This window comes from Paenibacillus sp. sgz302114, from assembly GCF_056120345.1.
Genome location: NZ_JBVYOI010000002.1, coordinates 435,565 through 448,162, shown reverse-complemented (window position 1 = coordinate 448,162; position 12,598 = coordinate 435,565). Strand labels below are relative to the sequence as shown.

The window sequence follows — 12,598 nt, the reverse complement described above, 5'->3', positions numbered from 1 at the left end:
AATTCAGCTTTCAAATCCGCCCAATTCTGCTTGTCCTTCGAGGGATATGGTATCCAACCAAAGCACGATAGTTTTTACATATATAGCCGGAAAATGCAATTATGCATCTATAACAGACCTAAATGGAAAGCCGATCAAAATAACACCAAGTTCCTTCTATCAGGTAGCGACCGTAAAATTGGACCAAGTAAAAATTATCCAAAGAAGCAACTCAGATGGCCGGTTAGAAACGAAAGGCCACCTTTTTAATATACTAATGGACATGGACATTTTACGTTACTCAATTTTACTTGCTCCGTGTTTAGAGACTGCGACCCAATAATGTTCCCACTTGCTTAGCCATTACTTGAGGCGGATAAGGCATTCCGCTCGTAATCCACCACTCAATTACACCTACATAAGCCGAACCAGCGAATTGCAACATGACATCATCATTAAGCCCTGTATTCTTACCGCTCTCTCTGTCGATCTCAGCTTTGAATCCTTCCACGAATGAAGCAAGCAGCCGTGTTCTAAAGGCAGACGGAGCTTCTTTACTAGCTAACATGGTCGAAAAAAACAAATAATTTCTCTCGAAGTATTCAAAATAAGGAACAAGTGCTTCGTTCCAATCCATCTCACATGCCCAATTATCCATTGCTTGCATTTCATTAAGATGGGTTTCGATAAGCTTCTCCAATAAATCGTATTTGTCTTCGTAATGAAGATAAATCGTTCCTCGATTTACATTTGCCCGATCAGCGATATCTTGAATCGTAATTTCATCGAAACTTTTTTCAGTCATAAGCTCAAGAACCGCTTTTTTCAAGGATTCCTGTGTCTTCATAATTCTTCGATCCACTTTTGCCATTACAGCCCCACCAAACTCTCCATTTTATTAGACAGATTTCATTGTTCTGTTGAGATATTGACACATTGCTTGATTTTAACCATTGAGTAACAGTTACTTCACAATATAATAATAGACATGAGTTGATTAAACCAATAAATATGTTTTTTCGATTGCTGTTATTTTAGTCGATAGTAGCAAATGTCCAAATATGAAGTCCCAGGAGGTTATTTACGATGATTACTGCTCATGCACGCGCTACATTCAGCCCTGAAGGTCCATTCAATCTGACAACGATCGAGCGTAGAGAGCTTGAACCACAAGATGTCCTAATTGAAATTAAATACGCCGGAATTTGCCACTCTGACATTCATACAGCCCGCGGGGATTGGGGGCCGGTAAAGTATCCGCTCGTACCGGGTCATGAAATTGCCGGTATTGTCGCAGCTGTTGGTTCGGCAGTTACAAAGCATGCGGTTGGCGATCGAGTAGGGGTAGGATGTATGGTTGATTCCTGCAGAGAGTGCGCACATTGCCGCAATGGCGATGAGCAATATTGCCTGAATGGAAATACGGGAACCTACGCTGCAACTGACAGATACGGGCATTATACACAAGGCGGTTATTCCACCCATATCGTCGTAACGGAAGACTTTGTTGTTCGAATTCCAAGCAGCATCGGATTAGACGCCGCTGCTCCGCTGCTATGCGCCGGAATTACAACCTACTCGCCGCTGCGCCACTGGGAAGCTGGTCCTGGCAAGAAGATTGCCGTCGTTGGGTTTGGCGGACTTGGTCATATGGCGGTCAAGCTCGCACATGCCATGGGGGCAGAGGTTACGGTATTATCTCAAACTTTGAAGAAGCAAGAAGATGGACTACGCCTTGGAGCAAGCCATTATTATGCTACAAGTCATCCAGACACGTTTAAGACATTAGCGAATTCATTCGATTTGATCATTAATACGGTGAGTGCGCCAATTGACACAAGCGCGTTCCTTTCATTGCTGGCGCTCGACGGTACTCTGGTCAATGTCGGTGCCCCAGCCGAACCGATGACAATTAACGTATTTCCACTTATCCTTCATCGTCGCTCGTTTGCAGGCTCGACAATCGGAGGTATTCGAGAAACACAAGAGATGCTTGATTTCTGCGCAGAGCACGATATTGCTCCCGAGATTGAGGTTATTTCGGCCAACCAGATTGATGAGGCGTGGGAACGTGTTCTAGCTTCTGATGTAAGGTATCGTTTTGTCATTGATATTAGCACAATGAGTGCGGAGTAACAGGCAGCCCCTAGAGTGGTTTTAATGAAATTTCCACACGATATCTGTGAGCCCTTGGAAGGAATGGTTAATGAAAACTGAACGAAATCAATTGCTTGTATATATATTGACCCTTGGTGTATTCGGCATCCTAAATACCGAAATGGGCGTGATCGGTATCTTGCCACTGATTGCGGATCATTACGATGTCAGCATCTCTTCCGCAGGATTAACCGTGAGTCTATTTGCGCTAGCGGTTGCCGTCTCCGGGCCCATATTGCCTTTACTATTTTCGGGGATGAACCGTAAGAGTGTGATGTTGTTCGTACTTGGCATTTTTATTGCAGGCAGCCTTGTCTCAGCCTTCACGTCAAATTTTACGATGTTATTGATTGCACGGGTTATTCCGGCCTTTTTCCATCCGGTTTATTGTTCATTGGCGTTTACCGTCGCAGCAGCGACGGCCAGCAAGGAAGATACTTCAAAGGCGATTGCTAAAGTATTCATTGGCGTGTCTGCGGGGATGGTGCTTGGCGTACCGGTCTCAAGTGTAATCGCATCCGCTACTTCGCTTTCCTATGCGATGTTGTTCTTTGCAGCCGTAACAATGGTCGCTTTCTTCGCGACACTTCTGTTCGTACCTTCGATGCCTGCTTCGACAAGGCTCTCTTACGGTACTCAATTGCGTGTACTACGAAGAGGAATGACTTGGCTTTCCATTGCTGGTGTTATCTTCATGAACGGAGCCGTATTCGGGGTGTACAGTTACCTTGCCGAGTATCTGAAGACCGTGACTCATTATGCTTGGAACACGATCAGTTTGATGTTATTCATGTACGGCGTGGCTAATATTGTTGGGAACATGATCGCTGGGAAGCTGCTGGCTAAGCACTCATTAAGAACGGTTGTGTCATATCCATTCGCAATGCTTGCAGTATACCTCCTGCCTTTATTTTTGGGGCAGTTTAGTGTGCCAATGGCATTTATCATATTGATTTGGGGGATATTGGGCGGGATAGGAGGCAACATCAATCAGTATTGGATCGTATCCGCAGCACCAGAAGCTCCTGAATTCGCGAATGGCATCTTTCTGACCTCGGCCAACTTGGGTACTACGATTGGTGCAGCAGTATGTGGGTTATTCATCACAGGTGTAAGTACGCAATACGTAGTACTTGGGGGAATCTTGTTCTTAATCCTAAGCGTTGGAACGATTTATCCAAGAATATATCGGAATGTTCGATTGGAGGGGCTCAAAGGCGAAGGTTAACCCAACGACGCTTTTTACAGGATGGAGCTATCAAAAACGGATTAACCTACCATGATACCTTCAGGCTGTTTCGGTGATCTACCCGAAGCGCTAACGAGCGATAAAAATTCCAATATCCTCGTGAAAGCATTGAAAGAAAAAATGAAGGTAGAAAGAGAGGAAATGATATGCCTAAGTTAATCATGTTAGTTGGCTTGCCCGGAGCAGGGAAATCTACATTCGCAAAGGAATTAGCTATTAAAGAAACTTCGGTAATACTGTCTTCTGATGCATTAAAGAATCCCAACGGCTTAATCGACGGGGATTACCCAGATTTCATAAGCAAAGCCCACGAAGATGCTTTCTCTGCTTAAAAACGAAGGTCCAGCCTCCCAGCTTCGTAGCTTGCAAATTATGTATTCGTTGCTGGAGTTTTTGTAATCTAACGAAAATTGGTGCAACAGTTCAAAATATATAAAATCATATTATACTTACAGGTGCGATGGAGAATTCATGTAGTGACCTATTGACTCGTCTTTAACTGCGCAACTATGAAAAAAGCTTCCCGGTCCGCTCTCGGGAAGCTTTTTTATGCTCGGTCTTTCTCAGCGAATAAATTCGGACGGTTCCACATCCGATTTGACTCTTAGACTCCGTTCAAAGGTGAAATTCGAACGATCTCCGCGGTAAACCTCTTGCGAGTACTCGATCGGTTCTTCCTTGATGTTATAAGTGATTGATTTCAATAACAATGCTGGCGCTCCAATCGGTACCTCGAGAAACGTGCTAGCTTGTTCATCGATCAATATGGGCTCGATTTGTTCGACGCATTTCATCAATTCTTGGTGATATTTGTGTTGGAATACGGCGTACAGAGATTCTTTGCAATCGTCTTGAGTCAAACCGGGTGTAATCGTCCAAGGAATGTAGGTTATTGCGTATAGAAGAGGAGATTCTTCAACATATTTGGTTCGGATAACCTTGAAGATTGGCGTTCCCTCAGGAATATGAAGGCGATTGGCTAAATTCAACGTGGCAGGTACAATCGTAAATTCGTTGACTTTGGTCTCATAAGATAGACCCAAATCTTTCATAGTTTCCACGAAGCTGACATTACTGGAAAGCGATTGTTGAAATTTGGATCCTGAGACGAACGTACCGCTGCCTTGAACCTGATTCACATAGCCTTCCAATTTAAGTTGATGCAAGGCTTGGCGTACCGTAGTTCGGCTGACATCAAACATTTGACATAACTCGTGTTCTGTCGGTAGCTGATGCCCTGTTACATATTTGCCGGTTTCGATCATTTCGAGAATTTTGTCTTTCACGCTGTAGTACAGCGGCTGCTCTTTCTTTGTCATGGTTGAGCCTCCCAAGGTAAAGGTAAAACTAAGTAAACAAATATACATTAATCATACCGGAACGAAGTGAAAAATCAATCTAAAAATACAAATTCCTCTACATCGAGTACAAATGAATATTAAATGTATCTGAAATGTGACATTTGTATTGACTGTCTAAGGTGGGGGTGATAAATTTAGAGACAAATAGGGTTTCCATTACCAATCCGTGACCAATGTAAACAAAGCAAGTCATAAATCGTACTGCCAATGTTATTGTAAGCGCTCTATTTATGAAATTAATACCATTCTATTAAAAAAAAAGAGGATGTTGAAAGATGATTATTATAAAAAATGGGCATCCAGATCAAAGGCAGTGCGCATTCACGTTCGATGACGGAACAACTTATTTGGAATTGGAGCCTTGGCTTGAAGCTTTAGAGCGACATGGAGTCGTCGGTACCTTCTTCTTCACAGGGGAATGGATGGATCGCAATCCTTGGAATGCAAGGGAAATCATCGACCGGGGCCATGAACTTGCTCCACACACGTATCATCATCGCAGGATGGCGGAAGTGACGAAAGAAGTATTCTTTGAAGAAATAATGCTCACGGAGCTGGCTTTCCAGGAAGCAACAGGGCAATTTTGCCCGAACTTTATGAGATTTCCTTACCGTTCATATAATGATCAAAGCTTAGAATGGCTATCTGAATGCGGGTACGTGGATATCGAAGGGGAAGACTCGGGCGATTGGGCGGGAACGAACCCGGATCAAATTGTTGAACGGCTTAAACCCCATATTAAAAATGGCGTCATCTTCGTGCATCACGCCAATGATATCGCAAGAGGAACTCCTGAAGCCGTGAAAAGGCTAGTACGGCTAGTTCATCACGAAGCGCTTGCACCTGTAAAAATGTCTGAATTTCTCCTTGCGATGGGGATCATTCCTAAATACCGTGCCTGGCACCTATTGATTGAAGTCCCGGATGAAGTTCCGTATTCGACCGAGGACTGGGAGGAAGTGAATCATTTGGCTGATCTGCAGCAGCTTGCTGCGGAGATGTCGGATTGGGCAATCCCGCAAATTCCAAGAGGAGTTGGCAAGGAAGCCAGCTGGACTTTCAAGATGAGGGAATGTTTTGAACAGCGCAATTCAGCCGACCGCTCCATCCTATGGCATGCACGCCGATTTAATGATTCTTTCTGGGCTTATGTCCAGGCGGAGGCACATGGAGATACGTTAGTGCTGCTAGACTTTGCCACCAAGGAATTCACGGCGGATGCATTGGTATACATCCTAAGATGGACGGCCAAGAAAGCGGCAACGATGGGGTGCTCTTACATCAGCGCAAGCAAGGAAATGAGACGTCTGAATAAAATGTGCGCGCAAATGGGATGGAAAGCGGAATACAAGTCGGAATCCGCACCTAAAGAAAGGAGCCTTCTCTTTTGAAGAATAAGACAAGTTTCCGCGAAACCTTGTATATGTATACGTTTATTTCTCCATGGCTGATTGGCTTCATTCTCTTCATCGGCGGTCCAATTTTGGTTTCGGGATACTATAGTTTCACGCGATACGACATCGCGAATGCGCCGGTTTTTATCGGATTGAAAAACTATTCCGACTTATTTGGCAACAGCCTGTTTTGGAAGTCATCAAGGGTTACGCTCTACTATACGTTAGTGGGTGTTCCGGCCGGCCTTTTATTATCCTTGCTCGCCGCTATGCTGCTCAATATGAAACTTCCAGGCCAACGGGTCTTCCGTACGATTATTTACATGCCTTCTGTCGTTTCAGGCGTTTCTCTATCTTTATTATGGCTCTGGCTGTTGAATCCGGACTTTGGCGTGGTGAATGTGGCGATATACAAAATATTTCATGTCGTGGGACCCCAATGGCTATCGGATCAGAAGCTGGTTATTCCTTCGTTAATTATGATGTCCTTTTGGACGCTTGGCAACAATGTGGTCATCTATCTCGCCGGCTTGAAGGGGGTTCCGGCTAACCTGTACGAAGCCGCGCAGATCGATGGCGCATCTAAACTTCGGCAGTTCTGGCATGTTTCCGTTCCGATGGTCTCGCCAGTTACGTTGTTCCTGTTGATTACAGGCATTATCGGTTCATTTCAAGTGTTTGTGCAGGCAGCCGTCATGACTAATGGCGGTCCAAACTACGGCTCATATTTCTATGTGTTTTATCTTTATCAGCAAGCTTTCAAATCGTTCAATTTAGGGTATGCCTCAGCAATGGCTTGGATTCTGTTCGTAGTCGTCAGCCTATTAACCTATGTCATGATGAAGCTGTCTAATAAATGGGTGCATTACGAAGGGAGCGCGTAATCGTGGCTAATATGTCTCGTACGATTGGGAGATCCAAATCCTCTCTCTACGGTTCTGCGAAAAGGCGTGAGAAGGCAATTAAGACGACCGCTTTTATTTTGCTCGTCCTTGTATGTACGGTCATGATTTTACCGATCTATATCATGCTTAGTACAGCATTAAAATCCAAGACGGAAGTATTCCTGTTTCCACCGCATTGGATTCCGGATAAAATTCTTTGGCATAACTTTATCGATGCGATGAGAAGCAGAGATTTCGGTCACTATTTTTACAATACAACGATGTATTCCGTGATCGGAACGTTTGGCGAAGTCATATCCTCGGCAATCGTCGCCTACGGCTTCTCGCGCTTTAAAGGAATAGGCCGTAATTTCCAATTTATGATTCTACTCTCAAGCATGATGATTCCTTATCCGGTAACGATGATACCGCAGTTTGTGTTATTTAAAGATTTGGGATGGACAAATACTTACCTTCCGCTCATCGTACCGTCATTCTTCGCTTCGGCGTACATTGTTTTCCTGCTCCGCCAGTTTTTCAATACGCTGCCGTATGAGTTATTCGAAGCAGCCAAGCTGGACGGCTGCGGAGAATTCAGAACGTTTTGGAGTATCGCATTGCCGCTATGCAAAACAGCCATTGCCAGCTCCGCTATATTCGGAATTATGTGGAGGTGGAATGATTATCTTGGCCCGTTAATCTATTTGAACAGCGATCGGAAATATACGGTCTCTATTGCACTGTCCTCATTTACTAGCATGTATTCCGTGGTGCCTTGGAATTGGCTGATGGCAGCTTCATTAATAGCGATCTTACCGCCAATTGTTCTATTCTTCTTCGCGCAACGATATTTCGTAGAAGGCATAGTCGTATCTGGATTGAAATGATGATATCTGGGATGGAGGTGAAGCGAGGGAAACTTGGTTTATCGTTTGTATGAACTCGTTAAATACGAATAAGATGAAGCCAATTCAGGGAGGTCTATACCGCTATGAAAAAGAAATGGTTAGCTGTTTTATCCGTATCTACTGTTGTTTCGATGTTCATGCTCCAAGGATGCGGAACCAATAATGCTGCTTCCAGCGCATCATCTACGAATGAAAGCAAGGGCCAGTCATCTGAACCGATAACGCTGACCGTTCTCAATGCAGCCGATGACGGCATTCGGGACAAGTTTTTCGCAGATGTGGTTAAACCTCAATTTGAGAAAGAGAATCCCGGCATTACATTAGATATCATCACGACGCCATATGAAGATTTTGATTCCAAGTTTTCGACGCTTGTTGCCGGGGGCACTCCTCCTGACGTATGGAGCCATTGGGGAGAAAGCGGATTCGTCGATTATATGACTCGCGGACTGACGCTGGATTTGACGCCTTATTTGAAAGATTTGAACAATCCTAATCTACCTGCAGCGTCAATGAACATTTATAATGTGGGCGGCAAACAATACGGGATTCCGTTTTCCATTTTCCCAAGCTTAGTTTTCTATAATAAAGATATTGTGAAACAGGATGGCATCAGCCTTCCGGATTATAAATATGGAGATCCTGCTTGGACATGGGACAAACTTGTTGAGTTGGCCAAACAAGCGACCAAAAATTATGGAAAGCCGGACGCCGTTTACGGTTTCACTTGGAATATGGGCAGTCACATGGCTACATACAGTTGGGACTGGGGATTGGATATTTTCCAAGACGCGTATAAAACCGGTTTCCTGGATAAGGCAAACTTAACAGATCCAAAATTTGTGTCGGCTGTTCAGTTCACTCAAGACTTAATCTTTAAAGAGAAAGTATCGCCTACCCAGGCCGTGAACGATGCGATTTCGAAAACTGGCGATCCGGATTTGACAGGAAAAGTTGTATTTGATTTGAACGGCGCTTGGCAATTAAGCGGATTCAAGGATGCGAAGTTTAACTTTGGCGTCGAACCGATGCCGATTGGGCCTGCAGGGACCTCCACACCGATGGTTTACACGGACCCGCTTATGATTTCTTCCAAATCGAAGCATCCAGATGCGGCTTGGAAACTCGTGAAATTTCTGACTACCCCGGAAATGCAAAAAACATTCACGACGACTACGGGTTATCCGCCTGCGGATTCCGCCGCCTATACGGAGTGGCTAAAGCAATTCAGCGATACCGTTGACCTGAACTACTTGACGAGCGTTGTACAAGATTCAATTGCTCACGGCAAGGAATCGCCAAACCATTTGATTGCGGGCTATGGCGAAATTTCTCCGTTCATGCAGAATGAACAACAGCAGATCTACGTCAATGATGCCGATCCGGCAGCCGTACTGCCGGACATCAATGATAAATTCAATAAATTGCTGCAGGGAATTAAGGAGAAAAGCAGCGCCGGCAAATAATCCGGAATGATGAAGAGGAAGATTGGAGAAATCCATCTTCCTCTTCTTTAACAAAGGCAAGAAATAAACCGAGAGGGCGCGTGATAACAGATATGAAGAATGATCCCTTGTTTAATCCTTATCCCTCCCAACGTATGACGACTTTTGCCAAGAAGGGCATGGTATCGACTACGCAGCCTCTTGCGGCGCAAGCGGGGCTGGACATGCTGAAGAGAGGCGGCAACGCGATCGATGCTGCTGTCGCCGCCGCAGCTGTACTGACTGTAGTGGAGCCAAACTCAAATAGCATTGGAGGGGATTCCTTCGCGCTCGTCTGGACGGAAGGGAAGCTTCACGGCTTGAACGCAAGCGGGCCTTCCCCAGCCTCAATCACACTTGAACATTTCCAAAAGAATGGTTATGAAGAGGTCCCAACCTATGGTGTATTGCCTGTAACGGTTCCGGGAACACCAGCATCATGGGCGGCATTGTCTAAACGTTTCGGTCGTCTTCCGCTAATCGAAGTATTACAGCCTGCAATTGATTATGCGGAGCAGGGGTTTCCCGTTTCGCCTACCATTGCGAAGTACTGGAAGCTTGGATTTGAAACGATAAGCGCTTTAAGAGATGAAGTATTCACGCAATGGTTCTCTACGTTCGCACCCCAAGGCAGAACTCCTCTCGCCGGTGAAATTTGGCGTTCGCCGGACCATGCGAGGACGCTACGCTCGATCGGTGAGACGAATGCAGAATCGTTCTACCGCGGCGAGTATGCACAGAAGATAGATGCTTTCTATCGCGAGAACGGAGGCTTCTTAACGAAGGAAGATCTTGCAGCTTATAAGCCGGAATGGGTAGATCCGATTCATATTCAATTCAAGGGATATGACGTATGGGAAATTCCCCCGAACGGTCAAGGATTAATTGCGCTAATTGCCATGAATATTTTGAAGGGGCTTGATTTTGATGCGAAGGATACGGTGGACTCCTACCATAAGCAAATTGAGGCGGTTAAGCTGGCTTTTGTGGATGGTCAACAATATATTGCCGATCCAAATTCGATGGATGTGTCCATTGAACATCTTCTCTCGGATACATATGCAAATGTAAGAAGAGATTTGATTCATGAAGAGGCTCTGCAGCCTTCGCCGGGAGAGCCTCAGAAGGGCGGGACCGTCTATTTGGCCGCGGCCGATGGAGAAGGAAATATGGTTTCGTTCATTCAAAGTCATGCTTGGGATTTTGGATCCGGAATTGTCATTCCCGGGACGGGCATTTGTATGCAAAACCGCGGCACCGGCTTCGAACTTGATCCGAACCACCCGAATGTGCTTGCGCCCGGTAAAAAGCCGTTTCATACGATTATTCCGGGTTTTCTAACCAGGGACGGGGAGGCGGTCGGTCCGTTCGGTGTCATGTGCGGATCAATCCAGCCTCAGGCTCATGTCCAACTACTAATGAACACGATTCAATTCGGGTTAAATCCGCAAGCAGCTCTGGATGCGCCAAGGTGGCGTTGGGTGAGAGACAAGGTCATCGAAGTCGAACCGCAATTTCCCGACTCTATTGCCCAGGCGCTGGCAAGAAGAGGCCATCTCGTGCAGCGGGCGCTGGACTCAGGCATGTTTGGCCGAGGACAAATCATTTGGCGGGATAAAGAGACCGGTGTACTGGCAGGTGGAACCGAGCCGAGAGCGGACAGCTGTACGGCAGCATGGTAACGTAGAAGGAGAATGTGATAACGTCATTCAACGAACGGGCACGAGAACTCAACAAAATCGCGGAGGCAGCTGACCACAGATGATCGGCTGCCTCCGTTCAGCTAACGGGCAGAAGAGTGAAATACATTTGCAACATTACTTATAGAGCATTCGTCATATCTGTAAACAAATTACTCTGAAGGGTTGCTCAAGACCAATGAAATTCACCCAATTTGCAACTTTGTTTGCCTTTGTTGTTTTAATGATTGCTGGATGCTCGGTAAATGAAAATCAACCTCTGACAAATATTCAACAGTCAAATGAAAGCCCGACTACCGCTGGTGTACAAGAGCCACAAAATGAGTTGAAAACACTCGTTGCAGAAACGTCTTCATGTGAAAAACCACCTATAACGATGGAGTGGGCAGGAAAAAAATACATATTGAAAGATAAAAATTCATCTGCGGAGCCAGGTATGAAATTTGGATATGTATCTTGTGAAGAAGGACAATTTGAATTAGGAGACGGTGGTCCTGGTACGTTGGTGGTTTATAGTAATGGGGACCCTAGAACAAACTATGACTTAATTTTCGCAGGAAAATGGGGCTATGCGTTATATACAATGACGCAATCACTTAAGGTCGAAGATATTGCATCTTTGCAGGTTGTCGGGGGATTACCAGGAACTAAAGGCTCCCCTTTGTATCAAAGCACTAATGAAACTGGAAAAGCTATAATCAATAAAATTGTTAGCTGGATAAACTCTTCAAAGCCTATCGGAGTTCAAGAGGAATATGGAAAGCATGGCTACCCAATGATTATAAAATTAAAAATGAATGATGGAAAGTTCATGTATGTTGAAACTGGCTATAACTGTGTTTCCAAAACTAATGCTGATGGGAGTGGTTCAAAAAGCTGCACTACCTTAAAAGGCGAAATTGTTCTAAGTAATGATTCCATCAAGATACGTGCAGAGTCACCCGAACTGTACGAATGGTTAAATGCAGGTTGGAAAAATGAAAAATAGAGCTTGTCAGCAACTTTATTCAGCAAACGGGTAACGATAGTTCAACGAAACAAGGAGCAGATGCCGCGGCAGCTTGCTCCTCTTTTTGTTGAAGTAACGGGCAGGATTATTTAACGACTTTGAATTCCTGACATTAATAAAGGGGGATGGGTTCGCAATGAAAATGGAATTTACACGTGCATTTGTGAAATCAATTGGTATGGAATGGGATTGTTTTGTAGCTTCAATGTGTTTATGATCGTGCTTAATTTATTGATTGATAGCCATTGCGAGATGATGGCTCCTTTTGTTTGGGCACCATCCTGGGCTCGACGAAGAGGCGAGCCTGAAGCACCTAGTTTTTGAGCGCAAGGTCCGGTGTAATGGAGCTGCGGTGACCGCCGGACAAGCAGCGCGGCGCAAACGATCGCGGACCGCGGGCCGTCCAATCACGTTGAAATCTAGGATGTAAACATATTCGGATCTCATTTCGTTGATTTCCGTCTGCGTATGCC

Annotated in this window: 11 protein-coding genes; 9 read left to right on the top strand and 2 right to left on the bottom strand. The window is 45.1% G+C overall.

Annotated elements, in window-relative coordinates; translation table 11 throughout:
* Positions 1-301 precede the first annotated feature (301 nt).
* Positions 302-850: a TetR/AcrR family transcriptional regulator gene (locus AC0LWF_RS07135; RefSeq protein ID WP_474650854.1), complete on the bottom strand. Its 549-nt coding sequence runs from the start codon at positions 848-850 to the stop codon at positions 302-304.
* Between the two features lie 215 nt (positions 851-1,065).
* Here AC0LWF_RS07135 and AC0LWF_RS07130 point away from each other — a divergent pair, with 215 nt between their 5' ends.
* The 3 genes from AC0LWF_RS07130 (at position 1,066) to AC0LWF_RS07120 (ending at position 3,717) form a co-directional block, all read left to right on the top strand.
* Positions 1,066-2,115: an NAD(P)-dependent alcohol dehydrogenase gene (locus AC0LWF_RS07130; protein WP_474650853.1), complete on the top strand. Its 1,050-nt coding sequence runs from the start codon at positions 1,066-1,068 to the stop codon at positions 2,113-2,115.
* Between the two features lie 70 nt (positions 2,116-2,185).
* The gene (locus tag AC0LWF_RS07125) at positions 2,186-3,364 is read left to right on the top strand and encodes an MFS transporter (RefSeq protein ID WP_474650852.1); all 1,179 of its coding nucleotides are present in this window, start codon (positions 2,186-2,188) and stop codon (positions 3,362-3,364) included.
* Positions 3,365-3,531: 167 nt separating this feature from the next.
* Positions 3,532-3,717: an AAA family ATPase gene (locus AC0LWF_RS07120; protein WP_474650851.1), complete on the top strand. Its 186-nt coding sequence runs from the start codon at positions 3,532-3,534 to the stop codon at positions 3,715-3,717.
* A 231-nt stretch (positions 3,718-3,948) separates the two neighbouring features.
* On the opposite strand, the gene AC0LWF_RS07115 is transcribed toward AC0LWF_RS07120, so the two are convergent.
* Positions 3,949-4,704 (bottom strand): GntR family transcriptional regulator, encoded by a 756-nt coding sequence (locus tag AC0LWF_RS07115; RefSeq protein WP_474650850.1) that lies wholly within the window; start codon positions 4,702-4,704, stop codon positions 3,949-3,951.
* A 317-nt stretch (positions 4,705-5,021) separates the two neighbouring features.
* On the opposite strand from AC0LWF_RS07115, the gene AC0LWF_RS07110 reads away from it, so the two are divergent.
* The 6 genes from AC0LWF_RS07110 (at position 5,022) to AC0LWF_RS07085 (ending at position 12,104) form a co-directional block, all read left to right on the top strand.
* Positions 5,022-6,137: a polysaccharide deacetylase family protein gene (locus AC0LWF_RS07110; RefSeq protein WP_474650849.1), complete on the top strand. Its 1,116-nt coding sequence runs from the start codon at positions 5,022-5,024 to the stop codon at positions 6,135-6,137.
* Positions 6,134-7,024, top strand: coding sequence for a carbohydrate ABC transporter permease (locus AC0LWF_RS07105; RefSeq protein WP_474650848.1), 891 nt, complete (start codon positions 6,134-6,136; stop codon positions 7,022-7,024). The genes AC0LWF_RS07110 and AC0LWF_RS07105 overlap by 4 nt, the downstream gene beginning before the upstream one ends.
* 11 nt (positions 7,025-7,035) lie before the next feature.
* Positions 7,036-7,911, top strand: a complete 876-nt coding sequence (locus AC0LWF_RS07100; protein ID WP_474651216.1) for a carbohydrate ABC transporter permease — start codon at positions 7,036-7,038, stop codon at positions 7,909-7,911.
* A gap of 104 nt (positions 7,912-8,015) precedes the next feature.
* Complete coding sequence (locus AC0LWF_RS07095) at positions 8,016-9,398, top strand: ABC transporter substrate-binding protein (RefSeq protein ID WP_474650847.1); 1,383 nt, start codon at positions 8,016-8,018, stop codon at positions 9,396-9,398.
* A 92-nt stretch (positions 9,399-9,490) separates the two neighbouring features.
* Entirely contained in the window at positions 9,491-11,098 is a 1,608-nt protein-coding gene (locus AC0LWF_RS07090; RefSeq protein WP_474650846.1) for a gamma-glutamyltransferase family protein, read from the top strand.
* 196 nt (positions 11,099-11,294) lie between these two features.
* A complete protein-coding gene (locus tag AC0LWF_RS07085; RefSeq protein WP_474650845.1) occupies positions 11,295-12,104 on the top strand; it encodes a hypothetical protein in 810 nt (269 codons plus the stop codon).
* The last annotated feature ends 494 nt before the right edge of the window (positions 12,105-12,598 follow it).